General features: G+C 39.9%; 22 protein-coding genes. 18 read left to right on the top strand and 4 right to left on the bottom strand.

Translation table 11 applies throughout. The annotated features are described in order from the left end of the window. Positions 1-104: 104 nt before the first annotated feature. The 3 genes from ACNSN2_RS14100 to hmpA are packed head-to-tail and all read left to right on the top strand — an operon-like array spanning position 105 to position 2,808. Complete coding sequence (locus ACNSN2_RS14100; RefSeq protein ID WP_249931422.1) at positions 105-374, top strand: hypothetical protein; 270 nt, start codon at positions 105-107, stop codon at positions 372-374. Then, positions 374-1,606, top strand: a complete 1,233-nt coding sequence (locus ACNSN2_RS14095) for an NnrS family protein (RefSeq protein WP_418607808.1) — start codon at positions 374-376, stop codon at positions 1,604-1,606. Before ACNSN2_RS14100 ends, ACNSN2_RS14095 begins: the two co-directional genes overlap by 1 nt. Positions 1,607-1,626: 20 nt before the next feature. Further along, positions 1,627-2,808, top strand: a complete 1,182-nt coding sequence (gene hmpA / locus ACNSN2_RS14090) for an NO-inducible flavohemoprotein (protein ID WP_418607806.1) — start codon at positions 1,627-1,629, stop codon at positions 2,806-2,808. 7 nt (positions 2,809-2,815) lie between these two features. Here hmpA and ACNSN2_RS14085 read toward each other — a convergent pair whose 3' ends face one another. Beyond that, on the bottom strand, positions 2,816-3,469 hold the full coding sequence (locus ACNSN2_RS14085; protein WP_010392372.1) for an endonuclease: 654 nt from the start codon (positions 3,467-3,469) through the stop codon (positions 2,816-2,818). 91 nt (positions 3,470-3,560) lie between these two features. After that, on the bottom strand, positions 3,561-4,271 hold the full coding sequence (locus ACNSN2_RS14080; RefSeq protein WP_138570715.1) for a hypothetical protein: 711 nt from the start codon (positions 4,269-4,271) through the stop codon (positions 3,561-3,563). Positions 4,272-4,469: 198 nt separating this feature from the next. Between ACNSN2_RS14080 and ACNSN2_RS14075 the strand changes: the two genes are divergently transcribed. Then, positions 4,470-4,850: a hypothetical protein gene (locus ACNSN2_RS14075; protein ID WP_008114170.1), complete on the top strand. Its 381-nt coding sequence runs from the start codon at positions 4,470-4,472 to the stop codon at positions 4,848-4,850. Between the two features lies 1 nt (position 4,851). Here the strand turns inward: ACNSN2_RS14075 and ACNSN2_RS14070 are convergent, their stop codons facing one another. Continuing rightward, the gene (locus tag ACNSN2_RS14070) at positions 4,852-5,295 is read right to left on the bottom strand and encodes a PaaI family thioesterase (protein ID WP_008114168.1); all 444 of its coding nucleotides are present in this window, start codon (positions 5,293-5,295) and stop codon (positions 4,852-4,854) included. Between the two features lie 188 nt (positions 5,296-5,483). Here ACNSN2_RS14070 and lexA point away from each other — a divergent pair, with 188 nt between their 5' ends. The 5 genes from lexA (at position 5,484) to ACNSN2_RS14045 (ending at position 10,752) form a co-directional block, all read left to right on the top strand. Continuing rightward, entirely contained in the window at positions 5,484-6,101 is a 618-nt protein-coding gene (gene lexA, locus ACNSN2_RS14065) for a transcriptional repressor LexA (protein ID WP_010392379.1), read from the top strand. A 475-nt stretch (positions 6,102-6,576) separates the two neighbouring features. Beyond that, positions 6,577-7,719 (top strand): cytochrome c oxidase subunit II, encoded by a 1,143-nt coding sequence (gene coxB, locus ACNSN2_RS14060; RefSeq protein WP_054202822.1) that lies wholly within the window; start codon positions 6,577-6,579, stop codon positions 7,717-7,719. Next, positions 7,719-9,311 (top strand): cytochrome c oxidase subunit I, encoded by a 1,593-nt coding sequence (ctaD, locus tag ACNSN2_RS14055; protein ID WP_010392382.1) that lies wholly within the window; start codon positions 7,719-7,721, stop codon positions 9,309-9,311. The genes coxB and ctaD overlap by 1 nt, the downstream gene beginning before the upstream one ends. Further along, complete coding sequence (locus ACNSN2_RS14050; protein WP_010392384.1) at positions 9,311-9,841, top strand: cytochrome c oxidase assembly protein; 531 nt, start codon at positions 9,311-9,313, stop codon at positions 9,839-9,841. Before ctaD ends, ACNSN2_RS14050 begins: the two co-directional genes overlap by 1 nt. 35 nt (positions 9,842-9,876) lie before the next feature. After that, complete coding sequence (locus tag ACNSN2_RS14045) at positions 9,877-10,752, top strand: cytochrome c oxidase subunit 3 (RefSeq protein WP_010392387.1); 876 nt, start codon at positions 9,877-9,879, stop codon at positions 10,750-10,752. Here the strand turns inward: ACNSN2_RS14045 and ACNSN2_RS14040 are convergent. Further along, on the bottom strand, positions 10,652-10,963 hold the full coding sequence (locus ACNSN2_RS14040; protein ID WP_418607801.1) for a DUF2909 domain-containing protein: 312 nt from the start codon (positions 10,961-10,963) through the stop codon (positions 10,652-10,654). The two genes, ACNSN2_RS14045 and ACNSN2_RS14040, sit on opposite strands and share 101 nt — an antisense overlap. A gap of 13 nt (positions 10,964-10,976) precedes the next feature. Between ACNSN2_RS14040 and ACNSN2_RS14035 the strand changes: the two genes are divergently transcribed. The 9 genes from ACNSN2_RS14035 (at position 10,977) to ACNSN2_RS13995 (ending at position 18,137) form a co-directional block, all read left to right on the top strand. Next, on the top strand, positions 10,977-11,717 hold the full coding sequence (locus tag ACNSN2_RS14035; RefSeq protein WP_418607799.1) for an SURF1 family protein: 741 nt from the start codon (positions 10,977-10,979) through the stop codon (positions 11,715-11,717). Continuing rightward, on the top strand, positions 11,707-12,201 hold the full coding sequence (locus ACNSN2_RS14030) for a transmembrane cytochrome oxidase associated protein (protein WP_131691803.1): 495 nt from the start codon (positions 11,707-11,709) through the stop codon (positions 12,199-12,201). The genes ACNSN2_RS14035 and ACNSN2_RS14030 overlap by 11 nt, the downstream gene beginning before the upstream one ends. Before the next feature lie 12 nt (positions 12,202-12,213). Continuing rightward, on the top strand, positions 12,214-13,203 hold the full coding sequence (locus tag ACNSN2_RS14025; RefSeq protein WP_131691802.1) for a COX15/CtaA family protein: 990 nt from the start codon (positions 12,214-12,216) through the stop codon (positions 13,201-13,203). Between the two features lie 12 nt (positions 13,204-13,215). Beyond that, positions 13,216-14,145 carry a heme o synthase gene (gene cyoE / locus ACNSN2_RS14020; protein ID WP_010392393.1) on the top strand — a complete coding sequence of 310 codons (930 nt, stop codon included), beginning with the start codon at positions 13,216-13,218 and terminating at the stop codon, positions 14,143-14,145. Next, entirely contained in the window at positions 14,142-14,759 is a 618-nt protein-coding gene (locus ACNSN2_RS14015) for an SCO family protein (RefSeq protein WP_008114152.1), read from the top strand. The genes cyoE and ACNSN2_RS14015 overlap by 4 nt, the downstream gene beginning before the upstream one ends. Positions 14,760-14,921: 162 nt before the next feature. Further along, positions 14,922-15,194 (top strand): STAS domain-containing protein, encoded by a 273-nt coding sequence (locus tag ACNSN2_RS14010; RefSeq protein WP_008465590.1) that lies wholly within the window; start codon positions 14,922-14,924, stop codon positions 15,192-15,194. Between the two features lie 8 nt (positions 15,195-15,202). After that, positions 15,203-15,565, top strand: a complete 363-nt coding sequence (locus ACNSN2_RS14005) for a response regulator (RefSeq protein WP_008115349.1) — start codon at positions 15,203-15,205, stop codon at positions 15,563-15,565. Positions 15,566-15,579: 14 nt separating this feature from the next. After that, complete coding sequence (locus tag ACNSN2_RS14000; RefSeq protein ID WP_418607796.1) at positions 15,580-17,670, top strand: chemotaxis protein CheA; 2,091 nt, start codon at positions 15,580-15,582, stop codon at positions 17,668-17,670. Then, positions 17,652-18,137 (top strand): chemotaxis protein CheW, encoded by a 486-nt coding sequence (locus ACNSN2_RS13995; protein ID WP_008465584.1) that lies wholly within the window; start codon positions 17,652-17,654, stop codon positions 18,135-18,137. Before ACNSN2_RS14000 ends, ACNSN2_RS13995 begins: the two co-directional genes overlap by 19 nt. Positions 18,138-18,160 lie beyond the last annotated feature (23 nt).

Below are 18,160 nucleotides of genomic sequence, written 5' to 3'. Positions count from 1 at the left end.
CTTTTTGTAAAGTGAAATTAAATAACGCTTTGAATTTAAGAGTTTTATTTAATTGGCATGGTCTGTGTAATAACAAAATAACGAAAGCAGTTATTGGAGTTGTTATGAGCAGTATTTTTTTAGAGCAGGTTAATTATTCAGTGAAGTCTAATTCTCTGTATTACCGTGTGCTATCTCATGCAAATAAGATGCTATGTATTAGCGTATTGGGGGTGTTGATTACGCTGCTAATAAGTTATCCCTATGCAGGCTACTTTTCTATACCGGTACAAATTTTTGCACATATTAGCACGATTGTTCTCGCGGCTATTATCAAAGTGAGTTACGTACTGCGCTGTGTGGCACAGCATGGGCTGGGACAGGAGGTGCGCTAATGAAGCCCATAAACTTAGCCGAACCTATGCCAGCGCAGGTCGCATTTCATCAGGTATCACAATGGTCATTATGGATGTTGGCATTTAGACCCTTTTTTTTAGCTGGTGGATCACTAGCGTGTTTGTCTGTGGGTTATTGGTTACTTATTTTAAGTGGCGATGCACAGTGGTATTTAGTTATGCCTGCTAATTTGTGGCATGCACATGAAATGTTATTTGGTTTTGCGGGCGTGGTTGTGGCTGGCTTTTTACTTACTGCAGCACAAACATGGACCGGTGTTGCAAGTATTAACGGTAAACCATTGATGTGGCTTAGCCTAATATGGCTTAGTGCACGGCTTAGTTTTTTTGTAGTTGTGCCTAGCATTGCTCAGTTTAATGTTTATGCGGTACTGATTTTACAAGTTGTTTGGTGGCTCTCGGTAATTATAGTGTTAGCCAGCATGTTGATAAAAGCGAGCAGTAAACGCAACTACTTGTTTTTATTTATTCTTTCATTTTTATGTACGCTCAATATGTTGTATTTAATACTAGTGCTAAAAAACCAAACGCAGCTAGCGCTTGCAATGGTTGATACCGCAGTACTGGTTATAAGCTTGTTGGTAGGAGTTGTAGCTGGGCGTGTATTACCCTTTTTTACTGCCAAAGGGCTGGGCTTATCTAAGCAGGTACGCACACCAAACATAGATAAAGCTATTTTATACTTATCGGTATTGGCGATAGCATTATTTTTTATTAGTAAATTATTTTTCACTGTAATTAACCCGGCACTAGTTGTGATGAGTGCAGCGTTTTTGCATTTAGTTCGCGGTGTTTGCTGGTGGAACAAGCAAGTCCTAAAAGTCCCATTATTATGGTCGTTACACTTTGCGTATTTAGCTTTAGGTATAGGTTTAATGTTAGTGGCAATCAGTTTTTATAGCAGTGCAATACTGTTTAAAGATGCTCTGCATTTTATCACTATTGGTGGTATCGGCATGATGATTTTAGCCATGATGACACGGGTATCACTAGGACATACCGGTCGCTCACTTAGTATTCCTGGTTTTATGAATCTTGCATTTGCATTGGTGTTTAGTGCCGCAATTATTCGTGCTTTTCTCCCGTCTTTTATTGGGCCACACCTAGCTTGGCAGATCAGTGCTGTGCTTTGGTTACTGGCCTTTTTATTATTTTTAATTCACTGCACTCCTATATTAACGCGGCGTCGTGTTGATGGGCGTCGTGGTTAGTTCACCCATAGGAAACCAAAATGTTATCTGAAAAAACTATTGAGATTGTAAAAAGTACAGCTCCATTACTTGCAGAAGCGGGTACAGCCGTCACCGATCATTTTTATAAGCGCATGTTTAGCCATAACCCGGAACTTAAACATATTTTTAATATGACTAACCAAGAAACGGGTCGTCAGCAATTTGCATTATTTAATGCCTTGGCTGCGTATGCGCAAAATATTGATAATTTAGCCGTGTTAAAAGAGGCATTAGCTAGAATTAACCATAAGCATACCAGCTTGAATATTTTACCCGAACACTACCCTATTGTAGGGGCGCATTTGATCGGCACACTTAAAGAGCTTATTCCTGATCAGTTTACAGCTGATGTTGAATACGCATGGCGAGAAGCTTATAACCTACTGGCTGATATTTGTATTACCGAAGAAGCAGCGTTGTATGCACACAGTAAAAATAATCATGGTGGCTGGGTAGGTACACGGAAGTTTGAAATTACTCATAAACATGTTGAGTCTGAATTTGTAACCAGCTTTATCCTCACACCTTTAGACGGCAAAGCTGTTATTTCCCACAAGCCAGGACAATATATTGGCATTAAAGTTAAGCCTGAGGGGGCAGAATATGAAGAGATCCGCCAGTATTCTATTTCGCAAAAGAGCAATGCTAAAAACTATCGTATTAGCGTTAAAAAAGAGTGCCAACCACAGCCTGGCGTGGTGTCTAACTATTTACACTCACTAGAGCAGGGCGCACGAGTAGAGCTATACCCACCAGCAGGTGATTTCTTTTTGAAAGATGCAACAAGCCCCGTTGTGCTTATTTCTGCAGGTGTTGGCCAAACCCCAATGATGGCTATGCTGCAAACGCTATTGAGCGACAATACTAATCAAGCGATTAGTTACTTACACGCGTGTGAAAATAGCCTTGAGTATTCATTTAAAGACTACCTAGCTCAGCAAACGGCTATGCATCCACAACTAAAAACCTTAACCTGGTTTAATCAAGGTGGTGGGGGATGTGATTACACAGGTCTTATGGATTTATCTGTGCTTGAAGCATCACTGCCTATTAGCGAAGGGGCATTTTATTTGTGTGGACCAGCTTCATTTATGGCTTATGTAAAAGGCCAACTACTTGACTTAGGTGTACAGAGCGCGAATATTCATTACGAAATATTTGGACCACACCAAGCATTATAAACATAAGTTACAGCTTTTTACTGTCGGTGTTTGCGGCATAAGCTTGTTGTTGCCACGCATTAAACAGCTTTTGTTGTTGATTTGATATTTTTAAACCATAAGTTTTTTGCATGTAAGCGTATGCATCGGCAATACGTTTACGTGCATAAACCGGAGGCTCTATAACGCGTTGTTTAAAATTAACCTTAACCTCACAGCGACCATATTGATTAGCATTTTGGGCTAACATGCCAAAGCGATAGTTTGAACGATCAGCGTTAATTTCACCGATTGCGGGAGCTAAATTGTTAATATCAGCTTCCATCATGCGAAACTTTGCACTTACTTTACGGCAATTTTTACGTCCACCATCTTGCCAGCATTGTAACTGATGACCGAACTCCCAAGCGGGTACAATATGTTCCCATTCTATTCGCAGAGCGCGTTGGTTCACGTTACCTGAGCGGGTAAATGTGTTGCGTGGCACATAACCACAATGGGTTGCATCGGGTACTAACTTTTTGCCTTTACGTTTTATGTCGCAACCACAATAGATACTTTTTGCATCCGTTGGTAAGGTTTTAATTAAGTGTTTTTTAGCACTGGAAAAACGAGTAAATTGCTCAGCATTAATAGTAAAGCTGATAACGCAAAGCAATAACGCAAAAATAAAATGCGGCATATCCTATCACTTTAGTGAACTACAGGAGCCGCGATTTTAAAGAGAATAACCTAAATGGTAAATCAGTTTTCTGTACAACCTGCTTAAAAACTCAGGATAGCTTACGTTTTCTTGTTCTTAATCGGATGTTTTGCAGTAATAAAATAAAACCAGTAAAACTAAAAAACACACTGCTGGCAGCAAAGCTAATGAGTAACGGGTTGTTAAAATCCTCGCGCTCATCGTAATCCATAATGTGTAACATCCAAAAGAAGTCAAACACTCGCCAAATATTACTGCGAACTGTAATGAACTCGCCGTTATCAGCATTAAAATATAAGCTGGTACTAAGCATATCGTTAAAATTAACTTGCCAAATATTTTCTTTAAACCCGGCTTCTCTAAAACTGGTTGCCAGCTTTTTAGTGCTTATAACGTTTGCATTAATTAAAAGGTGAGCGTGGGCATTAGTGATTATTTGTGCCTTGCTTGGTGCTGAAAGTGGGTCGCCAGTTGTACCATTAAAACTATAGGTTTTACTCGCTGTAGTTACTGTAATTACTGGGGTATTTAAAAAGTGACTATAATTAATTTGCTGGGGTTGTGGTGTATTCGCAATAATTTTATCAAGTGAGGCTGTGTAATCGGCTTGGCTGAAAGGGTTTTCTAGTTTGCGGTTTGCAAGGTGTTTACCGTGTACTTTTTCAAGTGGCATGGCGCTCATAAATAAACCGCCAAGCAGCCATGCAAAAATTTGTATTACTAAAAAGTAGCCTAGCCATTTATGCAGCTTACGGGCTGTTTTAAAAATGCGTTTGTTCATTCGCTTTCTCATTATTATTATTTTTTGTGCAAGGTACCTAATGGAGCTAGCTATCATTAGGTTAATAGCTGTATTAACCGTTACTTTAATACTTGCAGCTTAATAAAGGAATTAAATAAATTATAAGCTGTTGATTTGGTATAAATGCAAAATTAGGTTAAAGTTTGCGGTGAAATTTAAGTGGGGTAACACAACTGTATGTCGGAAATTCAATTTTTAAATGTAGATCTCGAGCTTGAGTCAAAGCAAGATATTAGCGTATTAGTTGCTGATTTAAAAAAGGTCGCAACCATTTTACATTATGATAAAGACGAATACCGCCAACTGGCACGCATCGAAGTAGCTGGTGAAATAACCACACCTGATAAAGCAATTAATCACTTATGTGAGCTAATTGAGTCGTGTTCACGCAATGCATTAAAGCAATGGTTAAGTTGTTCTCGCAGAACGTTTGATATGGGGTTTGAGTCGGGTACGTCGCCAAAATGTTTTAATCAGGCCTTGCATGCAGATACCTTGTTACGCATATCTGCAATTGGCGCAGGCATAGAAGTTACTATTTACCCTCTGGAAAAGTAATTTAACCTTTTCGTTCGACTACGGCTGCGGTCATTCTTGATACGCAGCAAAGCTCATTGCGACTATTGGTTATTTTAATATCCCAAACTGAGCTGCGTTTACCAATATGATAAGCCCTTGCGGTAGCCGTTAATGTGCCATTGCGTGACGCTTTTAAGTGGCTGGCGCTGATCTCTTGCCCAACACAATAAAATCGACTGAAATCAACTACAAAGTTAGCGGCATAACTTGCTACGGTTTCAGCAAGGACTACATTGGCACCGCCATGCACTATACCCATAGGGTTATGATGCTCAGGTATGGCTGGCATAGTGGCGACTAAGTAGTCATCTCCAATTTCACTGATTTCAATTCCCATGGTCTTCATGAGCGTGCCTTGGCCAGTGATCCCTTGATCTAATTGCTTACAAAACTCTAATGTAATTGGTTGGTGCCAAATACTCATGCTAGCTCCTTGGATAAGTAATTGAGAATTAATATGGTAATGCGCTGCTAATAATTACATTTATTATTGGGGTTTTAAAGCATCTTATTGTTTAGCCATCATCACTTATGAGGTATTAATTTATATTTGCGATTTTTAAATAACTGTATATACTCACAGTTAATTGTACTGTATGGAAAACCAGTTGTATGCGACCATTAACGAAACGCCAAGCGCAAATACTCGAACTTATCAAAGTGTTTATTAAAGACACTGGTATGCCTCCTACACGTGCCGAGATTGCACAAACATTGGGTTTTAAAAGTGCAAATGCTGCAGAAGAACATTTAAAAGCACTGGCTAAAAAAGGTGTGATTAAAATGAAGCCGGGCGCGAGTCGGGGTATTCAGCTTGTTGAAGAAGAAGAGCCAGAGCAACTGGGCTTACCTTTAATTGGTCGAGTTGCTGCGGGTGAGCCAATATTGGCGCAACAGCATGTAGAAAGCCACTGTAAAATTGACCCTTTAATGTTTAAACCTGCGGCCGATTTTTTACTGCGTGTTAACGGCATGAGTATGAAAGATATTGGCATTATGGATGGCGACTTACTCGCTGTACATAAAACTCAAGTAGCTGAAAATGGTCAGGTTGTTGTTGCTCGAGTGGATGATGATGTTACGGTTAAACGTCTAGAAAAAGCCGGCAGAAAAGTATTACTGCATGCTGAAAATGACGAGTTTTCAGCTATTGAAGTAGACTTGGAAAATGAATCTTTCAATATTGAAGGTTTAGCGGTGGGTGTTATTCGTAACGCTGATTGGATGTGATAGTTAAACATAACTTAGCGCTTAATATTGATTAGGCGCTGTTTTTACATGAATTATTTTTGTACGATATTGCTTGTGAATCGCTTTTTGTTATTTCAAAAAATCGCTAAATACTTTATAAATAAACAAATTTATTCTAATTGTTTTAAATCATAAAACTTTATATTTTTTCCGCTGTTATTCAAGCTACCCCTTACCAACTCTGACTCTTAGATTAATTACCTCATTAGTTAATATTTTTTTGCTGCACTTTTTTAAGTAACCCCCTTGTTTATTTTTCATACTCACCTTGCTTATTGTTTATTTTTTAACTAGTTATTAAAGAGCTGGAATAAAAATAACTCACAGCCTTGTCGTTTTGAGCACACATATTTAGTAACTCCAGCACCCTTATAAAAAATAAAAATAACGAATGGGCGTTTAAGCCGTATGCCTCTTCGCTTTGCGTCAGCAATAGCATCAAAGGAGCCGTCACATGGGTAAGCTGAGTTCTTCCTTGTGGCTTATATTGTTAGTTTTTTCGCAAAATGTGCTTGCTAATAGCCAATATAATATGCGTAAAGGCGTAACTGATATAAGTAATAATGTATACCAACTGCACATGACCATATTTTTAATATGTTGTGTGATTGGGGTGATCGTGTTTGCCATTATGTTTTGGGCACTCATCCATCATCGCAAGTCTAAAGGGGCTGTCCCTGCCCAGTTTCATGAAAGTACCAAAGTAGAAATACTCTGGACTGCCATTCCTTTTGTCATCTTAATTGTTATGGCCATTCCTGCGACTAAAACGTTAATTGCCATGGAGGATGCCAGCAAAGCTGATATCACCATAAAAATTACTGGATCACAGTGGAAGTGGCATTACGAGTATATGGGGGAGGACGTTGAGTTTTATTCAATGTTAGCGACTCCTCAAAATGAAATAACGAATCTTGCCGATAAAAACCCGAATTATTTACTCGAAGTAGATAAGCCACTAGTGCTACCGATTAACCAAAAAGTTCGTTTTTTAATGACTTCAGATGATGTAATTCACTCATGGTGGGTGCCTGATTTTGCAGTTAAAAAAGATGCAAACCCTGGGTTTATTAACGAAACATGGACCAATATTAATGAAGTAGGTACTTACCGCGGGCAGTGTGCAGAGCTGTGTGGTAAAGATCATGGCTTCATGCCTGTTGTGGTAGAAGCAAAAACAGAAGAAGACTTCAAAACGTGGTTGGCAGAAGCTAAACAAGCTAAACAAAAAGCGGCTGAAGCAGACGCTGCGTTATTAGATCAAGTGGTACCAAAAGAGGAGCTGATGGCTCTTGGTGAGCAAGTTTATATGGCGAGCTGTGCAGCGTGTCATCAACCTACAGGTTTAGGTTTGCCGGGTGTCTTTCCAGCACTTAAAGGCAGCCCAATAGTTATAGGTGATATCAAAGGTCATATCGATATCTTACTTCATGGTAAACCAGGTACAGCGATGCAGTCTTTCGCAAAGCAATTATCTATTAAGCAGATAGCAGCCGTTATTACTTATAAGCGTAACGCATGGGGTAATGACACCGGAGAGGTAATTCAACCAAGCGAAATACAAGCGGCACTGGATGCTGATGGGGAGGCTAAATAATGAGTAGCATTGCAGAACAACCTAATTCCAATGAGGCTCATCATGGCCATCAACCTGCAACAGGCTTTAAGCGCTGGTTATTTACAACCAACCATAAAGATATCGGAAGCTTATATTTAATTTTTTCTCTCACCATGTTTTTGATTGGTGGAGCAATGGCCATGGTTATTCGGGCTGAGTTATTTCAGCCGGGTTTACAATTGGTTGATCCTCACTTTTTTAATCAAATGACCACAGTGCACGGTTTAATCATGGTGTTTGGTGCAGTAATGCCTGCATTTACTGGATTGGCAAACTGGATGATTCCGTTAATGATTGGTGCGCCAGATATGGCATTACCGAGAATGAACAACTGGAGCTTCTGGATTTTACCATTTGCGTTTTTGATTTTGTTAGCGTCATTGTTTATGCCTGGTGGCGGTCCTGCATTTGGGTGGACCTTTTACGCTCCGCTTTCCACCACTTATAGTAACGACAACACAGCAATGTTTGTATTTGCGGTACATATAATGGGTATCAGTTCGATTATGGGTGCCATTAATGTGGTGGTCACCATAGTGAATATGCGTGCTCCGGGTATGACATGGATGAAACTGCCGTTATTTGTGTGGACATGGCTGATCACGGCTTTTTTACTTATTGCAGTAATGCCGGTACTTGCTGGTGCAGTTACTATGGTACTCACCGATAAATACTTTGCGACCAGCTTCTTTGACGCCGCTGGTGGTGGCGATCCGGTAATGTTCCAGCATATATTTTGGTTTTTTGGTCATCCTGAAGTTTATATTATGATTTTGCCTGCCTTTGGCATTATCTCTACGATTGTTCCTACTTTTTCACGTAAAAAACTATTTGGTTATGCCTCTATGGTGTACGCCACTTCCTCGATTGCCTTGTTGAGCTTTATTGTGTGGGCGCATCATATGTTTACCACAGGTATGCCCGTGGCGGGTGAGTTGTTTTTTATGTATGCGACTATGTTGATATCGGTACCTACCGGTGTAAAAGTATTTAACTGGGTAGCAACTATGTGGCGTGGCTCTATTAGCTTTGAAGTGCCCATGCTGTTTAGTATCGCATTTATTGTGCTGTTTACTTTAGGTGGCTTTTCGGGATTGATGTTGGCGATCACACCTGCTGATTTTCAATACCACGACACCTACTTTGTAGTTGCACACTTCCATTATGTGCTGGTGACGGGCGCGGTATTTTCTATTATGGCGGGGGCTTATTATTGGTTGCCAAAATGGACCGGAAATATGTTCAATATTACTTTGGCAAAATGGCATTTTTGGTTGTCCTTGGTAAGTGTAAATGTGCTGTTTTTCCCAATGCATTTTGTGGGGTTAGCTGGTATGCCACGTCGAATTCCAGATTATGCACTGCAGTTTGCTGACTTTAACGCCATTATTAGTATAGGTGGGTTTGCCTTTGGTTTATCGCAATTACTGTTCGTTGTTGTTGTGTATAAATGTGCAAAAGGGGGAGATAAAGTGCCTGCAAAAGTTTGGGATGGGGCAGAAGGGCTTGAATGGGAAGTTGATTCACCAGCGCCATATCATACGTTCTCAACGCCGCCGGACATTAAATAATGACTCACTTGCCGTTATTAAAAAAGCTGGTGGTTATTTGCATTGCAATGTTTGCTTTTGCATTTGCCATGGTACCTATATATGACGTGTTTTGCGATATAACCGGGCTTAATGGTAAGCCCTCGTTAGAGCAAGCACAGCAAAGTACCTTGGTTACTGAGAATAGAGAAGTTAGCGTTAGTTTTACCACCCATGCCCAAAGTGGTGCGCCTTTTGAGGTTAAATCTAAAGAATACAGTGTAGATGTAAAACCAGGGGCCATGCGTGAGGTTATGTTTAGCGCTAAAAACAATAGTAATGAAGACAAAGTGATGCAAGCGATACCTTCGGTAGCGCCGGGTAAAGCGGCTAAGTATTTACACAAAATAGCGTGTTTTTGCTTTGACCAGCAACCTTTGAAAGCTGGCGAGGAGTTAGAGTTTAAATTACTTTTTTATGTTGATACTGAGTTACCTAGTGATGTGGAGGAGTTAACTCTGTCTTATACCGTATTTGATATTAGCGAGAAGTTAGTAGCCAGTAATAACTAGCTTATAAAACTAGTGAAAAACTAGGAGCAAATGAAATGAATCAAAAATATGAACATTATTACGTACCTGATCAAAGCCCATGGCCAATAGTTGGCGCGGTGGCGCTATTTTTTATTGCGGTAGGGGCAGCCTTAACAGTTATGGATATGGGTAAAGAGGGAGGCAGTGGTGTTTACTTACTGTATGTGGGTATTGCCGTATTGCTTTATATGCTGTTTAGCTGGTTTAAAAATGTGATTGAAGAGTCGCATCAAGGTTTATATTCTGCACAAATGGATCGCTCATTTAGACAAGGTATGAGCTGGTTTATTTTTTCAGAAGTCATGTTTTTTATGGCCTTTTTTGGGGCCCTTTTTTATGCTCGCATGTTTTCTGTGCCTTGGCTTGGAGGCGCCGATAACAACGCCATGACTAACGAAGTGTTATGGCCTACTTTTGAGGCTGTGTGGCCATTGTTAAATACCCCTGGGGGCACCTCTACTCAAGCAATGGGTTGGCAAGGGTTACCACTGATAAATACCCTTATTTTATTGGCTTCGTCGGTAACTCTGCATTTTGCCCATGTAGCGATGGAAAATAACAAACGTACTCCACTTAAGGTGTTTTTAGGCGTAACTATTTTGCTGGGAGTATGCTTTTTAGGGCTCCAAGTAGAAGAATATATTTATGCTTATAATGACCTTAATTTAACCCTTGATGCGGGAATTTACGGTAATACCTTCTTTTTGCTAACCGGTTTTCACGGTATGCATGTCACCTTAGGTACCATTATTTTATTAATCGTTTTCCTACGGATTTTAAAAGGCCACTTTACAAAAAATAAGCACTTCGCGTTTCAAGCTGCGGCGTGGTACTGGCATTTTGTTGATGTTGTTTGGCTATGTTTGTTTGTTTTTGTATATGTACTGTAGTGGGCAAAGGTGATTGATTTGCCGTAATTAAACCGAGCTTTAGTGCGGCAATTACCATCACTAATACCACAACAGAAAATAACACTCGACGCCCTAAAAAGTGAGACATGGGGCGTCCATTGGTTTTTCCCGACACCATAATTAATAAAGCACGAAATAAATTAAACAATATAAATAATAACAGTAGAACAATAATAATTTTAATAATCACTGGATTTACCCTTATGCAGTTAGTTGTATTTAACAAACAAAAGCTTAGCTCAATAATTACAGTTTGCCTGGTTGTTATTGTGGTATTAGTTTGTGTGCGTTTAGGGTTTTGGCAATTACAGCGCGCAGATCAAAAGCAACAACAGCTTAATGCCATTGAAAATATTCAACAGCAAGGAGTTATGAGCTGGGCACAGTTGCAACAACTGCCAAAAGAGTGGAATAAAACCGGCGTATTAGTTTCGCTGAGTGGTTATTTTGATACCAATAATTATTGGCTGCTCGATAACCAAATTTATAATGGTCAGGTTGGTTACGACTTACTGGCATTATTAAAATTAGCTGATGATTCGCGCTTTTTATTAGTTAATTTAGGCTGGGTAAAAGCTGGCAGTTCAAGAGAAGTCCTACCAAACGTGACAATACCTAGTGGTAAATTTACGTTAACGGCACAAATTAAAGAAGATAACTTAAGTGGCTTTACCTTAGCTAATAGCAATACTCAGTCAGATTTAGCTAAACGAATTCAAATCATTGATCTGCAATCACTCAGTAGCCAATCCCAGCGACCTTTAGTGGATTTTATGGCCTATCGCCAAGGCGACGAAGATGAGATTGCGGCCCCCCATTATGAAGCTGTTGTGATGAGTCCAGAAAAACATTATGCCTACTCAGTACAGTGGTTTTTAATTGCGATTGCCTGTGTGGTAGTTGCTATTTTTGCAAGCAAGAAGAGGATAGATAATGAAAAATAAACCCCTGTTGCTCTTTGTTGTATGCTGCGCTATCCCTTTAGTGCTGGCTTACAGCGCGTTAAAACTTGATTGGCTACCTACAGCAATTACTAATCATGGTGAGTTTTTAAAACGTGAAATTAAGCTAGACAATTGGCAGCAGCATAATCCAAAACAATGGACTATTGCTTTAAATTATTCAGCACAATGCAAAGAGCCTTGCTCTGAGCAGCTCGCCGCTTTAGATAATTTATATGTTGCCCTTGGCAAAAACCAACACAAAGTAGATATGGCGATAATTGGTGAACCCGAAGCAGCGAAGCCGCATTGGCATATGATTGCTGCACAACAGCAGTTAAGACCCGCGAGCTTGTATTTAATAGACCATATGGGACTGATTGTGCTGGAATATCCATTTAACCCTCAACCACAAGAAAACCGTTTGATACAAAAGGGATTATTGAAAGATCTAAAAAAATTACTTAATTACTCTCGCTCAAGCTAAGTAGAGGCTGCTATGTATAAAAACTATAAAAATTTGGTATTAGCAACGAGTTTATTCGCATTAATTGTGGTGGCTTTAGGCGCATATACGCGCTTAAGTGACGCAGGGCTTGGTTGCCCCGATTGGCCTGGTTGTTATGGCTTTTTAACCGTACCAAAACATGAGGCCGAGATTGCGCATGCGATTCAAAGCTACCCCGATATGATATTTGAAACAGCAAAGGCATGGAAAGAAATGATTCATCGCTATTTTGCTGGCACGCTCGGAGTATTAATTTTAGTGTTGTTTATTTTGGCTTTTGTAAAACGCCAGTATCCAACTACGCCTGTAAAATTACCGATGCTACTGCTTTTGCTTGTTATTTTTCAAGCTGCGCTTGGCATGTGGACGGTGACTATGAACCTGCAGCCGCTAATTGTGATGGGGCATTTACTCGGAGGGTTTAGCATTTTGGCGTTATTAACGTTGTTGTACTTAAGGCTGACCAGTCAGCCTATTACGGGTGGGGACGCAGGTGCAAAACCTCACTTTAAACTAAGCTTGGTGGCGCTCACGGTACTTATTTTACAAATCGCTCTAGGTGGCTGGTTAGCGGCTAATTATGCCGCGCCACATTGTAATGGTTTGCCGCTATGTAGCTATGCTCAGCCGTTTTCGCTCAGTAGTGTTTTTCAGTTACCGTTAGAGCACAGTAATTATGAGTTTGGCGTGTTATCACAACAAGCGCGTATGTCTATTCATTTACTGCATCGTATGTGGGCATTGGTCACTTGTATTGTGTTGGCACTCGTTATGTGGCGAATATATAGCCATGCCTATTCACAAAAAATCAAAAGCTGCACAGTGAGTGTGTTGGTAGCGTTATTTTGCCAGATAGCGTTGGGGTTAGCTGTAGTATATTTTCACTTTCCGATCAGTGTTGCGCTGGCGCATAACTTAATGGCTGCCATACTGTTATTAACTATGGTTAGGTTATGTTATTACCTAAAAGTCCGTACCTAAAGGGGAATCGTTATGGCACTTACAATTAACAAAAAAGCAATGCAGCCCGTTTATAGCCCATCGTTATTGACTAAAAGTTATCATTTAATCCAAGATTATTTAGCAATCAGTAAATTTAAAGTGGTGGCTATGTTGGTGTTAACGGCATGGGTGGGCTTGGCTCTCGCCCCTGACGTTGGTAGAGGCATTGGGGTTCAGTTCATAAGTTTATTAGGGATTGGTTTACTCTCTGCGGCAGCTGCCGTTATCAATCATGTGGTTGATAGTGAAATTGATAGTAAAATGGCACGTACACGCCACCGCCCAGTCGCCAAAGGACGCTTAAGTAAATTACACGCATTGAGTTTTGCTGCTGTTATTGGCGTGGCAGGGTTTATTATGTTGATGTTGTGGGCAAATACACTCACTGCCATACTTACCTTATTTGCACTTGTTGGTTACGCATTTATTTATACGTCGTTTTTAAAACGCGCCACGCCACAAAATATAGTGATTGGTGGTTTGGCTGGCGCCATGCCACCTTTACTTGGTTGGGTGTCTGAAACCAATCAAATGGCAGCCGCTCCTTGGTTGTTGGTTATGATTATATTCACATGGACTCCTCCGCACTTTTGGGCGTTAGCAATCGCGCGTAAAAGTGATTACGAACGCGCTAAAATCCCTATGTTACCTGTCACCCATGGTATTGATTTTTGTAAAACCTGTGTGCTCGCGTACTCAGTGCTATTAGCCATTGTGTGCGTATTACCCTATTTGATAGGTATGTCGGGACTTATTTATTTAAGTGGGGCCTGTATCCTTAATATACTCTTTATATACAAAGCAATTAACTTAAAATTTGCCGCCAAAGAAGACACCGCAATGGATTTATTTCGTTTTTCGATTGTTCATTTAATGATACTCTTTGTTATCTTATTTATAGATAAATGGCTAGTTATATGAAGCAGTTATGGTGTGGGTTAATTGTTTTTTCGGTGCTTTTTTTATCGGCATGTGATGATAAAAAAAGTTTACAAGATCTTGATGCATTAGTGTACGAAACTGCAAAACCGTTATCTGATTTCTCGCTAAATGATCAACAGGGGGAGTTAGTAACCAAAAAGCAGTTTTTAGATCAATGGAACTTAGTGTTTTTAGGCTACACAAGCTGCCCTGACATTTGTCCAATGACGCTTGCTAAGCTCAACAATGTCTATAAAAACTTACAAGCTGACTATCCACTGCAGGTGTGGTTTATATCTGTTGATCCTAAACGAGATATTGCTCAAAAGCGTAAAGAGTACATAGATTATTTTAACCCTAAATTTTTAGCTGTATCTGGGGAGCATAAAGACTTATTTCCATTTGTACGAGAGCTGGGATTAATTTATGCAATTAGTGATAGTGATGAATCTGACTATGCGGTGGATCATAGTGCATCGGTTGCACTTGTTGATGGTAGTGGCGCCCTGAGAGCTATTTTTAAGCCCGAATTTAAACAAGGAGATGTGCCTTTGGTGAATACTACAAAATTAACAGCAGAATTTATTGAAATAGCAGATTACTACAAAAACTAGTTTTTAATGGTTTAACAATTTTCAAGGGGCTTTGTGCCCCTTTTTACGTTTTTTAACAGCTGTTTTTAATTAATTAGTTATTTTTTAGTCGTTTTTATGGCGTTTTCTTTATCTCGGTCTAAGCTTTTGTTATGGATTGAGTTGATAAGGAAAAGCTTAAAAATGCTTAAACTACCAAATGAGCTTTCAATTGTTCAGGTTGACGTTTTACATCAAGATTTATTAAGCGAGCTTAATAATAGCCGAGATATTTGTCTGGATATTAGCGATGTCATGTCTGCTGATACCGCCTCGGTTCAACTCCTTTGTGCCCTACAAAAACACCTTCTTACTATCAATCAAAAAATTGCCTGGGTTGGCAGCAGTGACGCATTAAAAAATGCCATTGAACAACTCGGTTTAAGTGAATATTTAGCTTCAGAAAGTACTAACTAGAGGTTTATATGAAAAGAATTTTAGCTGTCGATGATTCTGCATCAATGCGCCAAATGGTGAGCTTTACGTTAAAAACAGCAGGGTTTGATGTTACCGAAGCCAAAGATGGCAGCGAGGCATTAGCCATTGCCAAGCAACAAGGTTTTGATGCAGTTATTTCTGATGTAAACATGCCAATTATGGATGGGATCACACTTATTAGAGAGCTAAGAGGGCTACCAGATTACAAGTTTACACCGCTGCTTATGCTTACTACGGAGTCGGGGATGGATAAAAAAGTAGAAGGTAAAGCTGCTGGGGCAACAGGATGGATTGTAAAACCTTTTAATCCAGATCAGCTATTAGCCGTGCTAAAAAAAGTAATCCGTTAACTTAGGAGTGCACTGTGAGTATTGATTTAAGCCAGTTTTTTGAAGTGTTCTTTGAAGAGAGTTTTGAAGGCCTCGATATCATGGAGACTGAATTACTCAACTTAGTGCCAGGCGAAGAAGACTTAGAAACCATTAATACTATATTTAGAGCTGCTCATTCAATAAAAGGGGGCAGTGCTACTTTTGGATTTAACTCAATTGCAAATTTTACCCATGTATTAGAAACATTATTGGATCAAATTCGTGAAGGTGAGCGCAATATAACTAGCGAGCATATTAATTTATTACTTAAATCAGTGGATTGCTTAAGGGCTTTGTTAAGTTCGCTAAAAGTACAGGAAGAACCAGATTTAGCCCAAGCAGATACTTTACGTGAGCAGTTCGAAAAATTACTAGGTATGCCAGCTGGTGAGGAGCAAGGGGAAGAAACACATCATGAGCAGGTTATAGTTAATACTTATCAGATTGATTTTAAACCACATTTTCATCTTTTTAAAACCGGTAATGAACCTTTGTTTATGATCAGCGAGTTAGCCGAGCTTGGTGAGTTAGAAGTACAGGCATTCACCGATGCCATACCTGATATTAAAGAATTAACCAGCGATGAGTGCTTTTTATATTGGCGGTTTTTCTTAAACACTGAGCGCGATGAGCAAGCCATTAAAGAGATTTTTGAATGGGTTGAAGATGATGCAGATATTAAAGTCGAGCTATGCGGTGGCTTATTTAATGATGCTAAAGCTGGATCAGAGGAAGTAATTAACGAACCGGCTGTTGTGGAGGAAGCTCCCAAAACTGCTGAGCAACCCAAAGCAAATAAAGCAAAGGCAGCTGCCAATGCGCCCAGCGCAAAAGCCGCGCCAGAATCTACCTCTATTCGGGTTGGTATAGATAAGGTTGATTCATTGATTAATATGGTGGGTGAGTTGGTTATTACCCAAGCAATGTTAAATCAGCTTAGCGAACAGGAAATGACAGCCACTGCGGTAACCTCGCTTCAAGAGGGATTGGCGCAACTAGCGCATAATACCCGAGACTTACAAGAAAACGTGATGCGTATTCGTATGCTGCCAATTAATTTTGTATTTAGTCGTTTTCCACGTCTGGTGCGTGATATTGCTCAAAAGCTTAATAAAGAGGTGGAGTTAAAGCTGATCGGAGAGCAAACCGAGTTAGATAAAACTGTGATGGAAAAAATATCTGATCCTATGGTGCATTTAGTAAGAAACTCACTGGATCATGGTATTGAAACTGTAGAAAAGCGTATTGCGGCAGGTAAAGATCCTGTGGGCAAAGTTACATTAAATGCTTTTCATCAGGGAGGAAATATCGTCATTGAAATCATGGACGATGGTCAAGGCCTTAACACTCAAAAGATTAAAGAAAAAGCGATTGCTAACGAGCTAATTACTGGCGATAGCGAGTTAACAGATGATGAAATTAACGAACTTATATTTATGCCAGGGTTTTCTACTGCTGATGAAGTAAGTGACTTATCTGGCCGGGGTGTGGGTATGGACGTGGTTAAACGCAATATCCAATCATTAAATGGCTCGGTAGAGGTGACATCTGCTGCCGGAATTGGTTCTACCTTTACTATTCGGCTACCGCTCACCTTAGCTATTTTAGATGGGCAATTGGTTAAAGTGGCCAAGCATACTTACATTATTCCACTGATCTCAATTGTAGAGTCATTACAAGTTGATATTGCAAAAGTAAGCCGTGTTGGTAAAGACCTAGATGTACTCAGGTTACGTGATGAATACATTCCTATTCTGCGCTTATACGAGATTTTTAACCATCAAGGTGCGATTGAATCATTAGATAAGACCTTATTGGTTGTGGTGGAGAACGATAACCAAAAAGTCGGGGTGCTCGTTGACGATTTACTTTCACAGCAACAGGTGGTTATAAAAAGCTTGGAGGCTAATTACCACAAAGTGGACGGAGTCTCTGGGGCAACTATTTTAGGTGATGGTCGTGTCTCGTTAATTTTAGATATTAGCGGTTTGATTAAGCTTTCAGGATTAAAAAAACCTGGCAGCCAAGCATTGAGTATTGAGCCATCAGCGACTCTGGAGGATTCATGTTCTCTGAATCAATAGCATTAAATAGCAATATTGAGCTACAGCGCAAAGAGGGCATTAAGCAGTTTCTTACCTTTATTATGGCTGAAGAAGAATACGGAGTAGATATATTAACGGTGCAAGAAATCCGTAGCTGGGAAGACATAACCGCACTGCCAAATGCCCCTGAGTACGTAAAAGGCGTTATTAATCTACGCGGCACGATAGTACCCATTATTGATTTGAGGTTACGTTTTGGTTTACCCACAATTGCCTATGGGCCGTTAACAGTAGTGATTATTGTAAAAATAGAGTTTGAACAAGAAAGTAAAGTAATGGGTATTACGGTAGATGCAGTGGCAGATGTTTATAGTATTGCAGAGCAAGATGCTAAAGCTGTGCCGAGTTTAACCCAGACCAATGAAAGTGAATATGTAGCAGGGTTAGTCAATGTAGGCGAAAAAATGGTCGCCTTAATTGATTTGCCTGCAACCATGGATATTTAGCGGTAACAGTAACTAAATAAAGT

The sequence above is a fragment of the Pseudoalteromonas sp. US3C1013 genome, assembly GCF_048401115.1.
GTDB lineage: Bacteria > Pseudomonadota > Gammaproteobacteria > Enterobacterales > Alteromonadaceae > Pseudoalteromonas > Pseudoalteromonas undina.
The sequence above is the reverse complement of the archived record's forward strand: the minus strand, read 5'-3'. Positions and strand labels throughout refer to the sequence as shown.

What these genes read in the sequence shown, in the direction of transcription:
- ACNSN2_RS14070 (WP_008114168.1), bottom strand. Translation starts at nt 5,295, where the DNA reads ATGAGTATTTGGCACCAACCAATTACATTAGAGTTTTGTAAGCAATTA.
- ACNSN2_RS14075 (WP_008114170.1), top strand. Translation starts at nt 4,470, where the DNA reads ATGTCGGAAATTCAATTTTTAAATGTAGATCTCGAGCTTGAGTCAAAG.
- ACNSN2_RS14010 (WP_008465590.1), top strand. Translation starts at nt 14,922, where the DNA reads ATGCTTAAACTACCAAATGAGCTTTCAATTGTTCAGGTTGACGTTTTA.
- coxB (WP_054202822.1), top strand. Translation starts at nt 6,577, where the DNA reads ATGGGTAAGCTGAGTTCTTCCTTGTGGCTTATATTGTTAGTTTTTTCG.
- lexA (WP_010392379.1), top strand. Translation starts at nt 5,484, where the DNA reads ATGCGACCATTAACGAAACGCCAAGCGCAAATACTCGAACTTATCAAA.
- ACNSN2_RS14045 (WP_010392387.1), top strand. Translation starts at nt 9,877, where the DNA reads ATGAATCAAAAATATGAACATTATTACGTACCTGATCAAAGCCCATGG.
- cyoE (WP_010392393.1), top strand. Translation starts at nt 13,216, where the DNA reads ATGGCACTTACAATTAACAAAAAAGCAATGCAGCCCGTTTATAGCCCA.
- ACNSN2_RS14030 (WP_131691803.1), top strand. Translation starts at nt 11,707, where the DNA reads ATGAAAAATAAACCCCTGTTGCTCTTTGTTGTATGCTGCGCTATCCCT.
- ctaD (WP_010392382.1), top strand. Translation starts at nt 7,719, where the DNA reads ATGAGTAGCATTGCAGAACAACCTAATTCCAATGAGGCTCATCATGGC.
- ACNSN2_RS14080 (WP_138570715.1), bottom strand. Translation starts at nt 4,271, where the DNA reads ATGAACAAACGCATTTTTAAAACAGCCCGTAAGCTGCATAAATGGCTA.
- ACNSN2_RS14015 (WP_008114152.1), top strand. Translation starts at nt 14,142, where the DNA reads ATGAAGCAGTTATGGTGTGGGTTAATTGTTTTTTCGGTGCTTTTTTTA.
- ACNSN2_RS14005 (WP_008115349.1), top strand. Translation starts at nt 15,203, where the DNA reads ATGAAAAGAATTTTAGCTGTCGATGATTCTGCATCAATGCGCCAAATG.
- ACNSN2_RS14025 (WP_131691802.1), top strand. Translation starts at nt 12,214, where the DNA reads ATGTATAAAAACTATAAAAATTTGGTATTAGCAACGAGTTTATTCGCA.
- ACNSN2_RS14035 (WP_418607799.1), top strand. Translation starts at nt 10,977, where the DNA reads ATGCAGTTAGTTGTATTTAACAAACAAAAGCTTAGCTCAATAATTACA.
- ACNSN2_RS14100 (WP_249931422.1), top strand. Translation starts at nt 105, where the DNA reads ATGAGCAGTATTTTTTTAGAGCAGGTTAATTATTCAGTGAAGTCTAAT.
- ACNSN2_RS14050 (WP_010392384.1), top strand. Translation starts at nt 9,311, where the DNA reads ATGACTCACTTGCCGTTATTAAAAAAGCTGGTGGTTATTTGCATTGCA.
- ACNSN2_RS14095 (WP_418607808.1), top strand. Translation starts at nt 374, where the DNA reads ATGAAGCCCATAAACTTAGCCGAACCTATGCCAGCGCAGGTCGCATTT.
- ACNSN2_RS14085 (WP_010392372.1), bottom strand. Translation starts at nt 3,469, where the DNA reads ATGCCGCATTTTATTTTTGCGTTATTGCTTTGCGTTATCAGCTTTACT.
- ACNSN2_RS13995 (WP_008465584.1), top strand. Translation starts at nt 17,652, where the DNA reads ATGTTCTCTGAATCAATAGCATTAAATAGCAATATTGAGCTACAGCGC.
- hmpA (WP_418607806.1), top strand. Translation starts at nt 1,627, where the DNA reads ATGTTATCTGAAAAAACTATTGAGATTGTAAAAAGTACAGCTCCATTA.